The organism is Pantoea dispersa, assembly GCF_014155765.1.
Lineage (GTDB): Bacteria > Pseudomonadota > Gammaproteobacteria > Enterobacterales > Enterobacteriaceae > Pantoea > Pantoea dispersa.
The window spans coordinates 123,159-139,324 of the sequence record NZ_SCKT01000010.1; the positions used below are offsets into that span (position 1 = coordinate 123,159).

Annotated in this window: 15 protein-coding genes; 1 reads left to right on the top strand and 14 read right to left on the bottom strand. The window is 56.8% G+C overall.

The genetic code is table 11. The features are described from left to right. Window positions 1-15: 15 nt before the first annotated feature. Window positions 16-1,329 carry an NCS2 family permease gene (locus H7K56_RS20990; protein WP_150361076.1) on the bottom strand — a complete coding sequence of 438 codons (1,314 nt, stop codon included), beginning with the start codon at window positions 1,327-1,329 and terminating at the stop codon, window positions 16-18. A gap of 151 nt (window positions 1,330-1,480) precedes the next feature. Here H7K56_RS20990 and yieH point away from each other — a divergent pair, with 151 nt between their 5' ends. Next, window positions 1,481-2,143, top strand: a complete 663-nt coding sequence (gene yieH / locus H7K56_RS20995) for a 6-phosphogluconate phosphatase (protein WP_150361075.1) — start codon at window positions 1,481-1,483, stop codon at window positions 2,141-2,143. Between the two features lie 307 nt (window positions 2,144-2,450). Here the strand turns inward: yieH and H7K56_RS21000 are convergent, their stop codons facing one another. From H7K56_RS21000 to atpD, 13 genes are all read right to left on the bottom strand, one after another. Next, complete coding sequence (locus H7K56_RS21000; protein ID WP_136546230.1) at window positions 2,451-3,689, bottom strand: MFS transporter; 1,239 nt, start codon at window positions 3,687-3,689, stop codon at window positions 2,451-2,453. 119 nt (window positions 3,690-3,808) lie between these two features. Continuing rightward, on the bottom strand, window positions 3,809-4,543 hold the full coding sequence (phoU, locus tag H7K56_RS21005; RefSeq protein WP_150361074.1) for a phosphate signaling complex protein PhoU: 735 nt from the start codon (window positions 4,541-4,543) through the stop codon (window positions 3,809-3,811). Window positions 4,544-4,557: 14 nt separating this feature from the next. Beyond that, entirely contained in the window at window positions 4,558-5,331 is a 774-nt protein-coding gene (pstB, locus tag H7K56_RS21010; RefSeq protein WP_021506925.1) for a phosphate ABC transporter ATP-binding protein PstB, read from the bottom strand. Window positions 5,332-5,375: 44 nt separating this feature from the next. Further along, the gene (gene pstA / locus H7K56_RS21015; RefSeq protein WP_021506926.1) at window positions 5,376-6,263 is read right to left on the bottom strand and encodes a phosphate ABC transporter permease PstA; all 888 of its coding nucleotides are present in this window, start codon (window positions 6,261-6,263) and stop codon (window positions 5,376-5,378) included. After that, complete coding sequence (gene pstC, locus H7K56_RS21020; protein WP_031279603.1) at window positions 6,260-7,222, bottom strand: phosphate ABC transporter permease PstC; 963 nt, start codon at window positions 7,220-7,222, stop codon at window positions 6,260-6,262. The genes pstA and pstC overlap by 4 nt, the downstream gene beginning before the upstream one ends. Before the next feature lie 86 nt (window positions 7,223-7,308). After that, on the bottom strand, window positions 7,309-8,352 hold the full coding sequence (pstS, locus tag H7K56_RS21025; RefSeq protein ID WP_150361073.1) for a phosphate ABC transporter substrate-binding protein PstS: 1,044 nt from the start codon (window positions 8,350-8,352) through the stop codon (window positions 7,309-7,311). A gap of 143 nt (window positions 8,353-8,495) precedes the next feature. Then, entirely contained in the window at window positions 8,496-9,305 is an 810-nt protein-coding gene (locus H7K56_RS21030) for an MrpH family fimbial adhesin (protein ID WP_104094320.1), read from the bottom strand. A gap of 35 nt (window positions 9,306-9,340) precedes the next feature. Beyond that, the gene (locus H7K56_RS21035; protein ID WP_031279604.1) at window positions 9,341-9,832 is read right to left on the bottom strand and encodes a fimbrial protein; all 492 of its coding nucleotides are present in this window, start codon (window positions 9,830-9,832) and stop codon (window positions 9,341-9,343) included. Next, window positions 9,833-10,315, bottom strand: a complete 483-nt coding sequence (locus H7K56_RS21040) for a fimbrial protein (protein WP_150361072.1) — start codon at window positions 10,313-10,315, stop codon at window positions 9,833-9,835. 233 nt (window positions 10,316-10,548) lie between these two features. After that, window positions 10,549-12,378: a glutamine--fructose-6-phosphate transaminase (isomerizing) gene (gene glmS, locus H7K56_RS21045; RefSeq protein WP_058775624.1), complete on the bottom strand. Its 1,830-nt coding sequence runs from the start codon at window positions 12,376-12,378 to the stop codon at window positions 10,549-10,551. Window positions 12,379-12,557: 179 nt separating this feature from the next. After that, complete coding sequence (glmU, locus tag H7K56_RS21050) at window positions 12,558-13,928, bottom strand: bifunctional UDP-N-acetylglucosamine diphosphorylase/glucosamine-1-phosphate N-acetyltransferase GlmU (RefSeq protein ID WP_150361071.1); 1,371 nt, start codon at window positions 13,926-13,928, stop codon at window positions 12,558-12,560. A 354-nt stretch (window positions 13,929-14,282) separates the two neighbouring features. Then, the gene (locus H7K56_RS21055; RefSeq protein WP_021508191.1) at window positions 14,283-14,702 is read right to left on the bottom strand and encodes a F0F1 ATP synthase subunit epsilon; all 420 of its coding nucleotides are present in this window, start codon (window positions 14,700-14,702) and stop codon (window positions 14,283-14,285) included. A 24-nt stretch (window positions 14,703-14,726) separates the two neighbouring features. Next, window positions 14,727-16,124, bottom strand: coding sequence for a F0F1 ATP synthase subunit beta (gene atpD / locus H7K56_RS21060; protein WP_021508190.1), 1,398 nt, complete (start codon window positions 16,122-16,124; stop codon window positions 14,727-14,729). Between the last annotated feature and the right edge of the window lie 42 nt (window positions 16,125-16,166).

Genomic DNA, 16,166 nt, shown 5'->3' on the forward strand with positions numbered 1-16,166 from the left:
CGCGGCCTGTTGCGTTTAGTGCGCGTCGATAAAAGCGATTTTCAGCACAAACAGCAACGCCACCACCACCACGCACGGGCTGATTTCACGCCAGCGTCCGGTACCGAGTTTCATCACGCAGTAGGAGATAAAACCGAGCGCAATACCTTCGGTGATCGAGAAGCTGAACGGCATCATCGCCGCCGTGACAAACGCCGGCACCGCTTCGGTGAGATCGTCCCAGCGCACGCGCGCCAGCGAAGCCGTCATCAGTACGCCGACATAAATCAGCGCGCCGGCCGCCGCATAGGCTGGCACCATGGCTGCCAGCGGCGACAGGAACATCACCAGCAGGAACAGGATACCGGTCACTACCGCCATCAGGCCGGTACGGCCACCAATCGCCACGCCGGATGAGCTTTCGATGTACGCCGTCACCGAAGAGGTGCCGATCAGCGAACCGGTGACGGAGCTGATGCTATCCACGTACAGCGCCTGTTTCATGCGCGGAAAAGTACCTTTCTCATCGGTCAGGCCCGCTTTATCGGTTACGCCAATCAGCGTACCGGATGAGTCAAACAGATTGACCAGCATGAAGGCGAAGATCACGCCCGCCATGCTCACGTTGAACGCGCCTTTGATATCGACCTGGCCGACCACAGAGGTGATGGCCGGCGGCGTGGCGAACAGCCCGGTAAACTTCACGTCGCCCAGCAGCAGACCGATCGCGGTGGTCACGACGATAGAGACCAGCACCGCCGCGTGGATGTTGCGCGACGCCAGAATCGCAATGATAAAGAAGCCGAGCGCGCCGAGCAGCACGTTGTGCGAGGCCAGGTTGCCGACGGTCACGATGGTGTCCGCGTTGGGCACAATAATGCCGGCGTTTTTCAGCCCCATCATGGCGATGAACAGACCAATACCGGCGGTGATGCCCACGCGCAGGCTGAGCGGAATATTGGCGATCATCCAGTAGCGTACGCGCAGCAGCGTCAGGATCAGCAGCCCCAGCGCGCCCCAGAAGATCGCGCCCATACCAACCTGCCACGAGTAGCCCATCGCGCCCACCACCACAAAGGCAAAGAAGGCGTTGAGGCCCATGGCCGGTGCCAGCGCCACCGGCAGATTGGCCACCAGCCCCATCAGGATGCTGCCGAACGCAGCAATCACGCAGGTGGTGACAAACACCGCCTGGGTGTCCATGCCTGCGGCACCAAGAATCTGCGGGTTAACGAAGACGATGTACACCATCGTCAGGAAAGTAGTGAAACCGGCAATCACTTCGGTGCGCGCGGTGGTTCCGTGTTCCTGCAGCCTGAAAATACGCTGCAAAAGGCCCTGCTCGTTCATTTCGCTGTTCCGATGAAAAATTTATCGCCGCGTATCCTATAGACTTTAGCGCCGCAAAACACTGATTTTTCGCAACCGGTTGCCTGGGGTCGCTTTCTGCGCTGAGTGCGCTAGAGTGACAGCTTATTGTTTACTAAAAGGATGAGGCGCGATGTCAGTTGAATGTATCTTTTTTGATTGCGACGGCACGCTGGTCGACAGCGAAGTGATCTGCACGCAGTCCTACGTCAACACCTTTGCCCGTTACGGTATCGAACTCTCGCTGCAGCAGATGTTTGTGCAGTACAAAGGGGTGAAGCTTTACGACATCATCCGCGATGTGACGGCCCAGCATCAGGTGACACTGCCGCTGGCTGAGGTGGAGAGTGCCTACCGCGCGGAAGTGGCGCGCCTGTTTGATCTTGATCTGCAGCCGATTGCCGGCGCCAGAGCGCTGGTGGAGCGCGTGAAGGTGCCGATGTGCGTGGTGTCGAACGGTACGGTGAAGAAGATGGAGCATTCACTGGGGCTGACCGGCATGCTGCCGTATCTGAGCGGACGCCTGTACAGTGGCTATGACATTAATCACTGGAAACCGGATCCGGAGCTGATGTATCACGCGGCGGAACAGATGCAGGTGCCGATTGAAAAGTGCATTCTGGTGGATGATTCAGAGGCTGGCGCGCGGGCTGGCATCGCCGCTGGCATACCGGTGTTTTATTACTGTGCCGATGCACACAATCCGGTGATTGATCACCCGCTGGTGACGCGTTTTGACGATATGGCGCAGCTGCCAGCGCTGTGGCGTGCACGTGGCTGGGATGTGGTCAGGTAAGTGCGCGCAGCCCCCTCATCCCAGCCTTCTCCCGCCAGCGGGAGAAGGGGCCGATCGAGCGGGGTTGAACAAAAGTGCCCACCCACATACCGCACCAGACGGTTCCCTCTCCCGTTTGCGGGAGAAGGGGCCGATCGAGCGGGGCTGAACAAAAGTTCCCACCCACATACCACACCAGACGGCTCCCTCTCCCGTTTGCGGAAGAAGGAGCCGATCGGGCGGGGCTGAACAAAAGTGCCCACCCACATACCGCACCAGACGGTTCCCTCTCCCGCAAGCGGGAGAGGGTTAGGGTGAGGGGAAAAAATCACCCAATCGCGCCCAGCGAATCCTCATTGCCCTGGCTTTTTGGCAGCAGGAACAGCGTGGCGACAATATCCAGCAGGTAAATCAGCGCCAGCAGCGTAATCGCAGCGGTGAACGAAATATGCGTGGCCAGCATGCCGATCACCAGCGGGCCGAAACCGCCGACGCCGCGGCCGAGGTTGAACAACACATTCTGCGCGGTGGCGCGCGCCTGCGGTGGGAAAGTGTCCGAGATCAGCGCGCCGTAGCCGCCAATCATGCCGTTAACAAACATCCCCATGATGGCACCGGTAAACAGCATCACCGTCGGGTCGCGCAGCTGGGCGTAAACCACCACCATCGCCACGGCGCCAAACTGGTACAGCAGGAAAATCTTCCAGCGCGCAAAGCGGTCCGCCAGCACGCCGAACAGCCAGATGCCGAACGTCATGCCCACTACCGTAACGGCCGTCCACAGGCCGGATTTGGTCAGGCTGAAGCCGAAGCTGGAAGAGAGATAACTTGGCATCCAGATCATCAGGCCGTAATAGCCAAAATTCTGCACCGAACAAAGAATCAAAATGCCGAGGCTAGCTTTGCTGGTGGCGCGATCGGCAAACAGCAGTTTAATGCGCGCGGAAAAGGAGAGCTGCGGAGTTTTTTCCACATGGCGGGTGAAGGCTTCCGGCTCGCCCATACTGCGGCGAATCACAAACGACACCAGCGCCGGCAGCAGGCCAACCAGGAACATACCGCGCCAGCCAATCACGCTCAGCAGCGGCGGTGTGATAAAGGCCGCCAGCAATACGCCGAGCTGCCAGCCGATACCGACCCACGCCGAGGCGCGGTTACGCTTCTCCTTCGGCCAGGCTTCGGCAATCAGCGCCATGCCGATGCCAAACTCACCGCCCAACCCCATGCCGGCCAGCGTACGATACGCCAGCAGATCCCAGTAGCCCTGCGCCACGGCGCACAGCCCGGTGAACAGCGAGAACATCAGGATCGTCACGGTCAGAATGCGGATGCGGCCGTAGCGATCGCTCAGATGACCAAACACAATGCCGCCGACCACCGCGCCGATCAGCGTCCAGGTCACCAGCGAACCGGCCTGCGACGCATCCAGCGCCAGCGACACGCTGATCGCCGGCAGCATAAATCCCAGAATCAGCAGATCAAATCCATCCATGGCATAGCCGCTGACGGCAGCCACCATTGCTTTCGCCGGCGTAACGGCGGTTTTGTTGTTATTTGCAGAGGACATAAAACAGCACCTGGCAGAAAAATGTGCGCCAAGTATAAAGAGAGCGGCAGGTTGAGAACAGGCAGAAATCAAGCGCACTGCCTGTCAGCCTCAGCGCTAACAGGCAGTCATCACGTCAATCAGGAGGGTTTATTGCTGCCGTCGTCGCCCGACAGCAGTTCATCCAGCTTGTCACCGCCCACGTGACGGAAATCCTGACCTTTCACGAAATAGAAGATAATTTCGCAGATGTTCTGGCAGCGGTCACCGATGCGCTCGATAGCGCGCGCGCAGAACAGCGCGGTGAGCACGCTGGGAATGGTGCGCGGATCTTCCATCATGTAGGTCATCAGCTGGCGCACAATACCTTCGTACTCTTTATCCACCTTTTTGTCTTCGCGGTAGATCTTGATGGCTTCGTTGAGATCCATGCGCGCGAAGGCATCCAGCACATCGTGCAGCATCTGCACGGTGTGATGCCCGAGCGACTCGAGGCTCACCAGCAGCGGCAGATGCTGCTGACCGAACTTCTCCAGCGCGGTACGGCTGATCTTCTCCGCCACGTCGCCGATGCGTTCCAGCTCCGAAATGGTTTTGATGATCGCCATCACCAGACGCAGGTCGCTGGCGGTAGGCTGACGCTTGGCGATGATGCGCACACAGGCTTCATCGATCTCCACTTCCATCATGTTGACCTTCTGGTCACCTTCGATCACCCGGCGCGCCAGTTCGCCATCCTGGTTATGCATCGCGGTGATGGCATCGGTAAGCTGCTGCTCCACCATGCCACCCATGATCATCACCTGAGTACGAATGTGCTCCAGCTCCGCGTTGAACTGACCGGAGATATGTTTGTTCAGATTTAAATTATCCATGTTTCTCTCCTGAATCAGCCGTAACGACCGGTGATGTAATCTTCTGTCTGCTTCTGCGCTGGCTTGGTAAACAGCGTGTCGGTGTCACTGAACTCAATCAGCTCGCCCAGATACATAAACGCCGTGTGATCGGAACAGCGCGCCGCCTGCTGCATGTTATGAGTCACGATGACCACGGTGTAATCCTGCTTCAGCTCGGTAATCAGCTCTTCGATGCGCCCGGTGGAGATCGGGTCCAGCGCCGAACATGGCTCATCCAGCAGCAGCACTTCCGGGCGAATCGCGATGCCGCGCGCGATGCACAGACGCTGCTGCTGACCGCCGGAGAGACTGTAACCGCTCTGGTGCAGCTTGTCTTTGGTTTCATTCCACAGCGCGGCTTTGCTCAGCGCCCACTGCACGCGCTCATCCATATCGGCACGCGACAGCTTCTCAAACAGCCGCACGCCAAAGGCGATGTTGTCATAAATCGACATCGGAAACGGCGTCGGCTTCTGGAACACCATGCCGACGCGCGCGCGCAGCAGGGCGATATCCTGATGCGATGCCAGAATGTTATCGCCATCCAGCAGAATTTCACCCTCAGCACGCTGCTCCGGATAGAGCGAGTACATTTTGTTGAAGGTGCGCAGCAGGGTGGATTTGCCGCAGCCCGACGGACCGATAAACGCCGTCACCTGGTTTTTGGCGATATCCAGATTAATGTTCTTCAGCGCGTGGAACTTACCGTAGTGGAAGTTCAGATTGCGCACCTGAATTTTACCGGCAGAAGGAGTTGCCATACTCATTGCTCATCTCTCATGTGCAGCGCCGCCGAAGCCGCGCCGGAAAATTAGTGTTTGCCTTTGGCGAAAATCACGCGCGCCACGATGTTCAGCAGCAGCACGCACAGCGTAATAATCAGCACACCCGCCCACGCCAGGCTCTGCCATTCGGCAAACGGGCTCATGGCGAATTTGAAGATGGTCACCGGCAGGTTGGCCAGCGGCTGCATCATGTCGGTGCTCCAGAACTGGTTCGACAGCGCGGTGAACAGCAGCGGTGCGGTTTCACCGGCAATGCGCGCAATCGCCAGCAGCACACCGGTAATGATGCCGGAGACCGAGGCTTTCAGCGTAATAGCCGAGATCATCTTCCACTTCGGCGTGCCCAGCGCATAAGCCGCTTCACGCATGCTGTCCGGCACCAGCCGCAGCATGTTCTCGGTGGTACGAATCACGATGGGCACCTGCAGCAGCGCCAGCGCTATCACACCGGCCCAGCCGGAGAAGTGCTGCATCTGCGCCACCACGATGGTGTACACGAACAGGCCGACCACAATTGACGGTGCGGACAGCAGGATGTCGTTGATGAAGCGAATCACTTCCGCCAGCCAGTGCTTGCGGCCATATTCTGCCAGGTAGATACCCGCCAGAATGCCCAGCGGCGTGCCAAAGAAGGTGGACCAGAAGATCAGCAGGCCGCTGCCCGCCAGGGCGTTCGCCAGACCACCGCCCGCGGTGTTGGGCGGCGGCGTGGATTCGGTAAACAGCGTCCAGCTCAGGCCATCGATCCCTTTCGTGACGGTGGTGAACAAAATCCAGATCAGCCAGAACAGGCCGAACGCCATGGTCAGCAGCGAGAGCGTCAGGGCAATTTTGTTTTTGGTGCTGCGCCACGCCTGCATTTTACGGCGCGAGGCTTCCAGCTCGGCGCGCGCCTGCATTTCAATTGCTGTCATGAACGGGCTCCTTCACTCTTCGCCAGACGCAGAATCATCAGTTTGGAGATCGCCAGAACGATAAAGGTAATCACGAACAGAATCAGGCCGAGCTCCATCAGCGCCGCCACGTGCACGCCGGATTCGGCTTCGGCGAACTCGTTCGCCAGCGCCGAGGTGATACTGTTGCCGGGCATAAACAGCGATGCGCTGTCCAGCTGGTAGGTATTACCGATGATAAAGGTGACCGCCATGGTTTCGCCCAGCGCGCGGCCGAGACCCAGCATCACGCCGCCGATCACGCCGTTTTTGGTGAACGGCAGCACGATGCGCCAGATCACTTCCCAGGTGGTGCAGCCGATGCCGTAGGCCGACTCTTTCATCATCACCGGCGTCTGTTCGAACACATCGCGCATCACCGAGGCGATGTAAGGGATAATCATGATGGCGAGGATCACGCCCGCCGCCAGAATGCCGATGCCAAAAGCCGGACCGGAGAACAGCGCGCCGACGATCGGGATATTTGCCAGCACGTCGCCAACCGGCGTCTGGAAATACTCCGCGAACAGCGGAGCAAAGATAAACAGGCCCCACATGCCGTACACGATGCTGGGAATGGCCGCCAGCAGCTCAATCGCGGTACCCAGCGGACGGCGCAGCCAGTTTGGCGCCAGTTCGGTCAGAAACAGGGCGATACCGAAACTCACCGGCACCGCGATGATTAAGGCAATCAGTGAGGTCACGAGGGTGCCGTAAATCGGCACCAGCGCACCAAATTCTTCGTTTGGCGCATCCCAGGTTTTGGTCCACAGAAAGGAGAAGCCAAATTTCTGGATGCTCGGCCAGGAGGAGAAAATCAGGGAGACGATAATGCCACCCAGCAGCAGTAACACGATCAGCGCGGAGAGCTTCACCAGCGCGCCGAATATCATGTCGCCCTGCTTGCCCGGTGCTTTAAACGTCGGCTTAGTGGCAGCCATAGAATTCTCGATCTCAGAGGGTAATCAGGGCGGCAACAAGGCCGCCCATCAGGCTGGCCAGCGCGGACGCTGGCCGGGTCATACACTTACTGGTACAGCGCTTTACCGGAACTGTCTTTGATGTTGGCTTTCCAGGCAGCACGAATCTGATTCGCTACGCTCTCTGGCAGCGCAGCGTAATCCAGCGCCGTAGCCGTTTTGCTGCCGCCTTTGTACGCCCAGTCAAAGAACTTCAGCACTTCACTGCCCTTCTCTGCATTCGCCTGCTCTTTGTAGATCAGGATGAAGGTGGTTGAAGTGATCGGCCATGCGTCGTTGCCTTTCTGGAAGGTCAGGTCCTGGGCAAAGGATTTGCTCCAGTCAGCGCCTTTGGCGGCGTTCGCAAAGCTGGCTTCGCTCGGTGCCACTGGCTTGCCATCGGCATCAACCAGTTTGGTGTAAGTCAGGTTGTTCTGTTTGGCGTAGGCGTACTCTACGTAGCCAATCGAGCCTGGCAGACGCTGTACAAACGCGGCCACGCCGTCGTTACCTTTACCGCCCAGTCCGGTTGGCCAGTTAACGGTGTTGCCTTTACCGATTTTGCTGTTCCAGGTCTCGTTCACTTTAGACAGGTAGCTGGTGAAGACGAAAGAGGTGCCGGAACCATCTGCGCGGCGCACCACGTTGATGTTGGTGTCTGGCAGCTTCACCCCCGGGTTCAGTTTGGTGATCACCGGATCGTTCCACTTTTTGATGGTGCCGAGATAGATGTCGCCGACCGTTTTACCGTCGAGCGTCAGCTCACCAGATTTAACGCCGGGAATGTTCACCGCCAGCACCACGCCACCGATCACCGTCGGGAACTGGAACAGGCCATTTTTCTGCAGATCTTCTTCTTTCATCGGCGCATCGGACGCACCGAAATCCACGGTTTTGGCGATGATTTGCTTCACGCCACCCGAGGAACCAATACCCTGATAGTTGATTTTGCTACCGGTGGCTTGCTGATACTCTGCTGCCCACTTGGCATAAACCGGTGCCGGGAACGTCCCGCCTGCGCCTGTCAGGTCGGTGGCTGCAAAAGCAGAAACCGCGCTTACTGCGAAGGTGGCGGCGAGAATTCGGGCTACGGTGCTACGCATCAGTGTCATGTTCCCTCCAGGGGATTAAAAATCAGGCTTGACGCCGTTTTAGTAAGAGTCATTGATTGCTGCTGGAGGCAAAATAGGACAGTTTGATGACAGTGAAATGTACGAATTGTGACAGTTATATGACAACCGGGTCGGCTGGCAAATCAGAGGTAATTAATGAAAACCACCGTGCTGCCGGTAAAGTTACCGGGACTGGGGGTTGTTGAGGAGAGCGTCGAAATCAGCGTGAACGGCGTCGTCACGTTAGCCCGCACTAATCGCGGTTTATTCAGGCTCCCGTCAGCCAGTGATAACAGCGTACTGATGTTGTTGCTCAGTTTGAGGATATTGATCCCACCGGCAAGCGCAAAACTGATATTCACATCACGGTTGCAGAAAAGCGAGAAGTTAACGCTGGCTTTGGCGCCATTAACGGCGGCCGGGGCCAGCGTACCATGATTAATATTCAGCGCGGCTCCGCTTACCGAACAGGATACCGGCACCACCGGAATGTTGACGCAAGGTGCCCAGGGCGCAACCATTCCGGAATAGTCAGTTACGGTCGCGGAGGCTGTCACAAAGCTGCCGCAGTATGAACTGTAATAACGGGTATCTGAGTTACGCAGAAACTTGCCACCCCGACCATTAAAACGGATAAAACGTTCAGCCACCGAGGCCAGGCTCTCGCCCTGATCGACGTAAATTTGTGGCCCGCCCGCAGCGCTGAATACGGTGCCATGCCCGATAAACCAGGCGCTGACACCGATGCCTGCTGCGCAGGTTCTCTCTGAAGAGTTACAGCGGGCATAGCCGGATATCATACCGACATCCACCACTGACCAGGTAATTTCAACCTGGCTTGCGTTGACCCAGCGAATGCCATCCACGCGCGGGGCTTCCATCGCTTGCGCTGAAAAGAACAGCAGCAGGCCAGCGAAAAAAGCCAGATAGCGGAAAACAAGCCCTGTTAGCATTGGTCTAATCCTGTGGTTGCGTCAACGCCGATCATCTACTGGTACTCAACCACCAGCGCAGCAAAAGCAGAAAAGTCACCGCTGGTTAACACCGCGGCGTTTTTTTTCACCGGTACCACCTGAATGACGGGCAGCGCAGGAAAGGTAAACGGCAGCCAGTTATTCAGTGCCAGGGCATTTTCGCCATTTTTACCGCTTAATATCTGAATCGCCAAATCACGCTGGCTGGTCGCCAGCAAAGCAGAATTAAATGCGCTTCCGGTGCCACTGATTTGTACACGCATACTCTTATCGGGATTATTGCTACAGGTTAACGTCCAGGAGACAGGTTTTCTGTAGCTGTCACCATTGATCTGGGAAATAACCACTGAACCAAACTCCACCATAATTGGCTTTTCGCCGTTAATCTGACATAACGGTGGTTCGATTAGCTGTCCACTGAAGTTAGCCTGCACGCTGAAAGCAGCCACTGCGCTATACTTCAGCATAGCGGGCAGCAATAGTGCCATTAACCACGTTCGTTTCATTTATTGCAGTTCCACTACCAGTGTTGCCGCTGAAGTAAAACTTCCGCCCGTTAAACTGCTGCTGTTATCTTTCACCGGGACGGCCGTAATAACCGGCAGCGCGGGATAAGTAAAGTTTACCCAGCTGGTATTAATATTTAACCTTTCAGCGTTAGACTTAAAAAACGCAATGCCTAAACCGCTAACGGATGCGCGTAACGCGCCGCTATCGAAGCTGGCTGCATTCCCCTGTAGCTGGAGTTTAAGCGCATTAGAGGGAAGATTAGTGCAGGAAAGCGTAAATGACACAGGTTGCTGATACGCTTTCCCATCTATTTTATCGGTGCGCACATCGCCGAAATTAACACTGATCGGCATACCATTATTTATTTTACAGTCGGCAGGTACCATCACGTTACCAGAAATATTCACACTGAATGACGATGCCAGTGCATCGGATAAAAGCACCAGACACAAAAAAGTAAATATGAAATAACGCGCCATAAATTACTACATGCAGAGAACGAGTTTGGCTTGCTACATGCATCAGAAAGCTTATGACTGAAAGGTTAAATTAAAGTTAAACAAAACAGAAGTGAAGGACAGCCAGAGAATTATGAAAGTTGATTTCACATATCAGGGAAAAATTAATTCACAACGTTCACAGAATTTACGATTAATTTAATCGAAACAACAATGATTTAAAAAACCCGGCCTGTTTCCAGACCGGGCTACGCTTATTCCACCGTGACCGATTTCGCCAGGTTACGCGGCTGGTCGACATCGGTGCCTTTGATTAGCGCCACGTGGTAGGAGAGCAGCTGCAGCGGCACGGTGTAGAAGATTGGGGCAATCACCTCTTCGACGTGCGGCAGTGGGATGATTTTCATGCCTTCGCTGTCGCTGAAACCGGCATCCTGGTCGGCAAACACGTACAGCAGACCGCCGCGCGCGCGCACCTCTTCGATGTTGGATTTCAGCTTCTCCAGCAATTCATTGTTCGGTGCCACCACAATCACCGGCATATCGGCATCAATCAGCGCCAGCGGACCGTGTTTCAGCTCGCCCGCCGCATAGGCTTCGGCGTGGATGTAGGAGATCTCTTTCAGCTTCAGCGCTCCTTCCATGGCAATCGGATACTGATCGCCACGGCCGAGGAACAGCGCGTGATGCTTGTCAGAGAAGCCTTCGGCGAGATTCTCGATCACTTTATCCTGCGCCAGCATCTGTTCAATGCGGCTCGGCAACGCCTGCAGTGCATGGACAATCTCGTGCTCGGTGTCAGCGCGCATGCCGTGCAGACGGCCCAGCTTCGCCACCAGCATCAGCAGTACCGTCAGCTGGGTGGTGAACGCTTTGGTCGAAGCCACGCCGATTTCGGTGCCGGCTTTGGTCATCAGCGCCAGATCTGACTCACGCACCAGTGACGAACCCGCCACGTTGCAGATGGCCAGCGAACCGAGATAGCCCAGCTCTTTGGACAGGCGCAGCGCTGCCAGCGTATCGGCGGTTTCACCGGATTGTGACAGGGTGATCAGCAGGCTGTTTTTACGCACCGCCGATTTGCGATAGCGGAATTCGGAGGCGATTTCCACGTCACACGGGATGTTGGCCAGCGACTCAAACCAGTAACGCGACACCATGCCGGAGTTGTAGGAGGTACCGCAGGCGATGATCTGAATGTGTTCCACCTGGCTCAGCAGCGTTTCCGCGTTAGCGCCCAGCTCGCTGAGATCAACAATTCCGTCATGGAAGCGGCCGGCCAGCGTGTTTTTGATGGCGTTCGGCTGTTCGTAAATCTCTTTCTGCATGTAATGGCGGTAGACGCCTTTGTCGCCGGCATCGTACTGCGCATTGGATTCGATCTCCGCGCGCTGTGCCTGGTTACCGTGGCGATCGATAATCGTCACTTCGCGGCGGGTAATTTCGGCAATATCCCCTTCTTCGAGGTAGATAAAGCGGCGGGTCACCGGCAGCAGCGCCAGCTGATCGGAAGCGATAAAGTTTTCGCCCACGCCGCGGCCAATGACCAGCGGGCTGCCGGAACGCGCAGCCACCAGCACCGACGGATCGCGGCTGTCCATGATCACCATGCCATACGCCCCGCGCAGTTGCGGGATCACCCGCAGTACCACTTCGCGCAGCGTACCGCCCTGTTTCTGCTCCCAGTGCACCAGGTGCGCCACCACTTCGGTATCGGTTTCGGAGGCAAAGCGATAACCGCGTGCGATCATCTGCTCACGCAGCGGTTCGTGGTTCTCAATGATGCCGTTGTGCACAATAATAATGTGCTCTGAGACGTGCGGATGCGCATTGGCTTCCGATGGCTCACCGTGCGTCGCCCAGCGGGTGTGCGCGATGCCGGTTCCGCCAATCAGCGGCTGCTGTTCCGCCGCTTCTGCCAGATTGGCCACTTTACCCAGACGACGCAACCGCGTCATGTGGCCCTGGCGATCGACAACCGCCAGACCGGCAGAGTCATAACCGCGATACTCAAGACGACGCAGCCCTTCCAGCAGAATTTCTGCGATATCACGCTGCGCTACTGCACCAACAATTCCACACATAATAATTTCCTGACGTCATGGCTTTCGGCCATTGCGTTGTCATCTGACCTGATTGTTCCCCGAGCCTTGTAGAGAGTGGGGGATATCCCTTCCTATTCCAGGTTGCTGGTGCGTTAGCTGCCTGAAAACCGGAATATGTCGGGTTTTAATACCGGGCCGATCTTTGCCGGCCCTGACATTTATTTTTTCTTAACCGGACGCTGCCAGCCAGACTTCTGATTTTGCTCTTTGCGGTTATAGACCAGATCGGCAGCGGTAACATCTTTCATCACCGTTGTGCCGGCGGCGATGGTGGCGCCCGCCGCCACGCTGACCGGAGCCACCAGCTGGGTGTCCGAGCCGACAAACACGTTGTCGCCGATAATGGTTTTAAACTTGTTGGCACCGTCGTAGTTGCAGGTGATGGTGCCGGCACCGATATTCACGCCCGCGCCAATCTCCGCATCCCCGAGATACGACAGATGGCCGGCCTTAGAGCCTTTGCCCAGCGTCGCTTTCTTCATCTCGACAAAGTTGCCGACGTGCGCCTGTTCAGCCAGTTCGCTGCCCGGACGCAGGCGCGCAAACGGCCCGACGGTGCAGGCGGCGGCCAGCGTGGCATCTTCAATCACCGAATAAGGGCTGATTTCGCAATCATCGGCAATCACGCTGTTTTTGATGATGCAGCCAGCGCCAATTTTTACCCGATGGCCCAGCGTGACGTTGCCTTCAATGATCACGTTGGTATCAATATCGACATCACGACCGTGCTGCAGCGTACCGCGCAGATCGAAGCGCGCCGGATCGCGCAGCATGACGCCAGCCAGCAGCAGCTTATCCGCCTGCTCGCGTTGATAAGTGCGCTCCAGCGTGGCCAGCTGCAGACGATTGTTTACGCCGTCGGTTTCGCTGATGCGCGCCGGGTGCACTGCGTTGATCACGCGGCCTTCCTGATGCGCCATGGCGATGATATCGGTGATGTAAAATTCGCCCTGCGCATTATGATTGTTGAGCTGCGCCAGCCAGCGCTTCAGGTCGGCACCGTTGGCGATCAGGATGCCGGTGTTGATCTCCTGAATCTTCAGCTGTTCGGCTGACGCATCTTTTTGCTCCACGATGCCGGTGATGGTGCCGTTTTCACGCACGATGCGTCCGTAGCCGGTGGGGTTATCCAGCACCACAGTGAGCAGCCCGATGCCGCCAGCGGGTTTGGCGTCGCGCAGACGCTGAAGGGTTTCCTGGGCGATCAGCGGGACATCGCCGTACAGCATCAGGATATCTTCGTCATCGGCGAAGAACGGTGCCGCCTGCTGCATAGCATGGCCGGTGCCGAGCTGTTCCGCCTGCAACACCCAGTTCAGCGGGTTATGCGCCAGTTTCTCCTGCAGCAACTCACCGCCGTGGCCGTAGACCAGATGCACATGCTGTGCGCCGAGGCCGGTAGCGGCATCAATAACGTGTTGCACCATCGGTTTACCTGCCAGGCTGTGCAGCACCTTGGGCAGATCGGAATACATGCGGGTGCCTTTGCCAGCGGCGAGGATCACCACGCTCATTGCGCTTGTCGACATAACTATCCTGACTCAATTTAGCTTACGAAAGTGTAAGGTTTACCCCTGAGATTACTACATTTTTCTCCGTGCGAAATTAGCGGAAGAGGATGAGCGGCGGTGAGTGGCCAGCACGGGTCGCCGGGAAGGGCATAAGGTAAGGGCGTTGCGCCATTTTCGGTCGCCATAAATGGCGCCCCTACGGGGTGATTGTGCGGTTTTGGACAGCATGCGCATTTATGCGTACCGACATTTGGTCGCCATGAATGGCGCCCACTAGCATAGCTATTCGTAGGGTGCGCATTTATGCGCACCGGCAGCAGGCAAAAAAAATGCCAGCCCGGGGGCTGGCATTTCGTGACGCATAAAGCCTGATTACATCGCTTTTTTGGTCAGCTCGATGACGCGCAGTTTCGCGATAGCTTTCGCCAGCTCCGCAGAGGCCTGAGCATAGTCCACGTCGCCGTGGCTGCTGTTCATGTGCTCTTCTGCTTTACGTTTCGCTTCCAGCGCGCGCGCTTCGTCGAGGTCTTCACCGCGAATTGCAGTGTCGGCCAGAACGGTCGTGCTGCCCGGCTGTACTTCCAGCACGCCGCCAGAGAGGTAGATATACTCCTCTTCGCCGTGCTGTTTAACGATGCGAATCATACCAGGCTTGATGGCAGTCAGCAGCGGGGCGTGGCCCGGGTAAATACCCAGCTCACCTTCGCTACCTGACACCTGGATACGCTGCACCAGACCGGAGAACATTTGCTGCTCCGCGCTGACCACGTCCAGATGATAAGTCATAGCCATACCACTCCTCCTGGGAAACCGTTATTACAGTTTCTTCGCTTTTTCGACAGCTTCTTCGATCGCGCCGACCATGTAGAACGCCTGCTCTGGCAGGTGGTCGAATTCGCCTTCCATGATGCCTTTGAAGCCACGGATGGTGTCTTTCAGCGTCACGTATTTACCCGGAGAACCGGTGAAGACTTCTGCTACGAAGAACGGCTGAGACAGGAAGCGCTGAATCTTACGCGCACGTGCCACCAGCAGTTTGTCTTCTTCAGACAGCTCGTCCATGCCGAGGATGGCGATGATGTCTTTCAGCTCCTGGTAACGCTGCAGCAGCGACTGAACGCCACGCGCGACGTCGTAGTGCTCCTGACCGACGATCAGCGGATCCAGCTGACGGCTGGTAGAGTCCAGCGGGTCAACGGCCGGGTAGATACCCAGTGACGCGATCTGACGGCTCAGCGTAACGGTTGAGTCTAAGTGAGCAAAGGTGGTTGCTGGTGACGGGTCAGTCAGGTCATCCGCAGGAACGTAAACGGCCTGTACGGAGGTGATTGAACCGGTCTTGGTGGAGGTAATACGCTCCTGCAGCACACCCATCTCTTCAGCCAGCGTTGGCTGATAACCTACCGCCGATGGCATACGACCCAGCAGTGCAGAAACCTCTGTACCGGCCAGGGTGTAACGGTAGATGTTGTCGATGAACAGCAGAACGTCACGGCCTTCATCACGGAATTTTTCCGCCATGGTCAGACCGGTCAGTGCTACGCGCAGACGGTTACCCGGCGGCTCGTTCATCTGGCCATACACCAGCGCTACTTTATCGATAACGTTGGAGTCCGTCATTTCGTGGTAGAAGTCGTTACCCTCACGAGTACGCTCACCCACGCCGGCAAAGACCGAATAACCTGAGTGCTCAGCCGCGATGTTACGGATCAGCTCCATCATGTTTACGGTTTTACCTACACCCGCACCACCGAACAGACCGACTTTACCGCCCTTCGCGAACGGACACATCAGGTCGATAACCTTGATGCCGGTTTCCAGCAGTTCCTGCGAGTTTGACTGATCTTCATAAGAAGGCGCTGCGCGATGAATAGAGGAAACCTCTACAGCGCTGCCGTCTTCTTCTTTCAGGTCGCCTTTCATGTCGATTGGCTCACCCAGCACGTTCATGATACGGCCGAGTGTTGCTTTACCAACCGGAACCTGGATAGGTTTTTTCAGGTCGGTGACTTCCAGACCGCGCTTCAGGCCGTCAGAAGAACCCATGGCGATGGTACGCACCACGCCACCGCCCAGCTGCTGCTGTACTTCCAGCACCAGACGAGCATCACCATTTTTTACCTCGAGAGCGCTGTATACCTGCGGTACCGCGTCCTGAGGGAATTCGACGTCAACTACGGCGCCGATAATCTGGACAATCTTTCCAGCTGCCATCTTGAATCCTCTACCTAATACGAGAATATCCGGCCGCGCTCG

Bases quoted from the DNA above. Each gene is read 5' to 3' on its own strand.
- glmU (WP_150361071.1), bottom strand. From the start codon at position 13,928: ATGTCGACAAGCGCAATGAGCGTGGTGATCCTCGCCGCTGGCAAAGGC.
- H7K56_RS21040 (WP_150361072.1), bottom strand. From the start codon at position 10,315: ATGGCGCGTTATTTCATATTTACTTTTTTGTGTCTGGTGCTTTTATCC.
- H7K56_RS21030 (WP_104094320.1), bottom strand. From the start codon at position 9,305: ATGCTAACAGGGCTTGTTTTCCGCTATCTGGCTTTTTTCGCTGGCCTG.
- yieH (WP_150361075.1), top strand. From the start codon at position 1,481: ATGTCAGTTGAATGTATCTTTTTTGATTGCGACGGCACGCTGGTCGAC.
- pstC (WP_031279603.1), bottom strand. From the start codon at position 7,222: ATGGCTGCCACTAAGCCGACGTTTAAAGCACCGGGCAAGCAGGGCGAC.
- pstS (WP_150361073.1), bottom strand. From the start codon at position 8,352: ATGACACTGATGCGTAGCACCGTAGCCCGAATTCTCGCCGCCACCTTC.
- pstA (WP_021506926.1), bottom strand. From the start codon at position 6,263: ATGACAGCAATTGAAATGCAGGCGCGCGCCGAGCTGGAAGCCTCGCGC.
- glmS (WP_058775624.1), bottom strand. From the start codon at position 12,378: ATGTGTGGAATTGTTGGTGCAGTAGCGCAGCGTGATATCGCAGAAATT.
- atpD (WP_021508190.1), bottom strand. From the start codon at position 16,124: ATGGCAGCTGGAAAGATTGTCCAGATTATCGGCGCCGTAGTTGACGTC.
- pstB (WP_021506925.1), bottom strand. From the start codon at position 5,331: ATGAGTATGGCAACTCCTTCTGCCGGTAAAATTCAGGTGCGCAATCTG.
- H7K56_RS21000 (WP_136546230.1), bottom strand. From the start codon at position 3,689: ATGTCCTCTGCAAATAACAACAAAACCGCCGTTACGCCGGCGAAAGCA.
- H7K56_RS21035 (WP_031279604.1), bottom strand. From the start codon at position 9,832: ATGAAACGAACGTGGTTAATGGCACTATTGCTGCCCGCTATGCTGAAG.
- phoU (WP_150361074.1), bottom strand. From the start codon at position 4,543: ATGGATAATTTAAATCTGAACAAACATATCTCCGGTCAGTTCAACGCG.
- H7K56_RS21055 (WP_021508191.1), bottom strand. From the start codon at position 14,702: ATGGCTATGACTTATCATCTGGACGTGGTCAGCGCGGAGCAGCAAATG.
- H7K56_RS20990 (WP_150361076.1), bottom strand. From the start codon at position 1,329: ATGAACGAGCAGGGCCTTTTGCAGCGTATTTTCAGGCTGCAGGAACAC.